Source organism: Microbacterium sp. (assembly GCF_035277845.1).
Classification (GTDB): domain Bacteria; phylum Actinomycetota; class Actinomycetes; order Actinomycetales; family Microbacteriaceae; genus Microbacterium.
Window position 1 is genome coordinate 1 of the sequence record NZ_DATEJS010000025.1, and the last position, 2,191, is coordinate 2,191.

The following is a 2,191-nucleotide window of genomic DNA, read 5'->3' on the forward strand; positions in this document are numbered from 1 at the left end:
GACCTGCACGACGCCCCACCGTGGCCGGGCCGCCTCCCCGGCGACCTCGGGCGCGGCGGCATCCTCTCCCGACGACGACCCGGATGCCTCCGAGTCGATGGCCGGGCACACCACGAACGCCTGGTGACCGGCCGCGACCTCTTCGGTGACGCGCTCCCACACACGGCCGAACCAGCCCGGCCGATCCGCGAGCGGCGCCACGAACGTCTGGATGCCGGCGCGCCCGGCGGGCATGGTGCGGATCGTGGACACGTCGAGGTCTCCGAACACGGTCATCGCGACCGTGCGCGGGATCGGGGTGGCGGTGAGCACCAGCGCGTGCGGGCTCGAGCCCTTCGCCCGCAGCGTCTCGCGCTGCTCCACGCCGAACCGGTGCTGCTCGTCGACCACGACGAGGCCGAGGTCCGCGAAGGTGGTCTTGTCGCTGAGCAGCGCATGCGTGCCGACGACGATTCGGGCCTGTCCAGAGGCGACCAGCAGCGCCGCGCGACGACGGTCGGCAGCGGGCATCTGGCCGGTGAGCAGGGTGGGCATCAGCTCGGGCGCGAGGTCTCGACCGAGCATCCGCACGATCGAGCGCAGATGCTGACCGGCGAGCACCTCGGTCGGCGCGATGAGCGCGCTCTGGCCGCCGGCGTCGGCGACCTGCAGCATCGCCCGCAAAGCGACGAGCGTCTTGCCGGAGCCTACCTCGCCCTGGACCAGTCGGTTCATCGGCCAGTCGCCGACGAGGTCGGCGGCGATCTGCCCGCCGACCGCCTGCTGGTCGGGCGTGAGCGTGAACGGCATCGCCGCGTCGAACCGCGCGAGCAGGGCCCCGGCAGGGCGCTTCGTCGCGGACAGCGCCCGCACGAGCGATCGCTGCTGCAGCAGCGCGGTCTGCAGCACGAGCGCCTCGTGCATGCGCAGGGTGCGCCGCGCGGGCGGCACCTGGTCGGCGAAGTCCGGCCGGTGGATGCGCTGGAGCGCCTCGCGCGCGGTGAGCAGCCCGTCGCGCATGCGCAGCTGCTCGGGAAGCGGATCGGGGACGTCGCCGAGGCCGGTCAGCGCCGTGCCGACGAACTTCTGCAGCTGCCAGCTCGGCACCGCCGCCGTGGCCGGGTAGATGGGGATCGGCTCGTGCTCGTGGGCCTCGGCGGTGGCCCGCGCCGTGTCAGCGTCGTCGAACATCTGGTAGTCGGGGTGGGACAGCTGCTTGCCGCCCTTGTACTCCCCGACCTTGCCGGAGAAGATGCCCTGCCGGCCGGGCACCAGCTCGTTCAGCCGCCAGGCCTGGTTGAAGAACGTGATGGTGAGTTCGCCGCGGCCGTCGGTGATGGCGACTTCGAGCAGCTTGCCGGGCCGGTTGCGCATGGGCCGCTGCTGGGCGGACCGGATCTGCGCGACGATCGTCACCTGCTCGCCGGTGATGAGGGACGAGATCGGGGTCAGCTCGCCGCGATCGGCGTAGCGGCGCGGGTAGTGGGCGAGCAGGTCGCCGACCGTCTGCATCCCGAAGGCGCGGTCGAGGACGCCTGCCGTGCGGCCGCCGAGGATGCCGTCGAGGCGGGCTTCGAGACCGTGCGACGACATGCGGCAAGTCTAGGCGGGACGCCCGACATCGACGTTTGTAGGGTGGGAGCGTGCCTCGCATCATCGCCGGCCGCGCCGGCGGCACCGTGCTCGCCGCTCCCCCGAGCGGCACCCGCCCCACCAGCGATCGGGTGCGCGAGTCCCTCTTCGCCGCGCTCGAGTCGGCGGATGCCCTGGACGACGCCCGGGTCGCCGACCTCTACGCCGGCACCGGCGCGCTGGGTCTCGAGGCCGTCAGCCGGGGAGCGGCATCCGCGGACCTCGTCGAGCACGCCCCGGCTGCCGAGAAGCTCACCCGCGCCAACGCCGCCCGGGTGCACAAGGCGATGGCCGGGGCGCTGCCGGCGACGGCCGTCCGGGTGCACCGGCAGTCCGTGGGGGCCTTCGTGGCGGTCGCGCGCGGGCCGTTCGACCTCGTCTTCCTCGACCCGCCGTACGATCTCGGCGACGGCGAACTCGCCCGCGTGCTCACGGCTCTCGAGACCTCGCTCGCACCGGGTGCGCTCGTCGTCATCGAGCGCGCCGCACGCTCCGCCGAGCCGGAGGTACCGGCCCCCTGGGCGCCCGAGCGGCAGAAGCGCTACGGCGACACCGCCGTCTGGTGGTATCGCGTTCCCGC

Annotated in this window: 2 protein-coding genes; one reads left to right on the forward strand and one right to left on the reverse strand. The window is 73.6% G+C overall.

Annotated elements, in window-relative coordinates; all coding sequences use genetic code 11:
• Positions 1 to 1,572: ATP-dependent DNA helicase RecG (locus tag VJR25_RS00815; protein ID WP_324111533.1), on the reverse strand; the 1,572-nt coding region annotated here is incomplete at its 3' end.
• 50 nt (positions 1,573 to 1,622) lie between these two features.
• Between VJR25_RS00815 and rsmD the strand changes: the two genes are divergently transcribed.
• A partial coding sequence (gene rsmD / locus VJR25_RS00820; protein ID WP_324111534.1) for a 16S rRNA (guanine(966)-N(2))-methyltransferase RsmD occupies positions 1,623 to 2,191 on the forward strand: 569 nt, incomplete at its 3' end.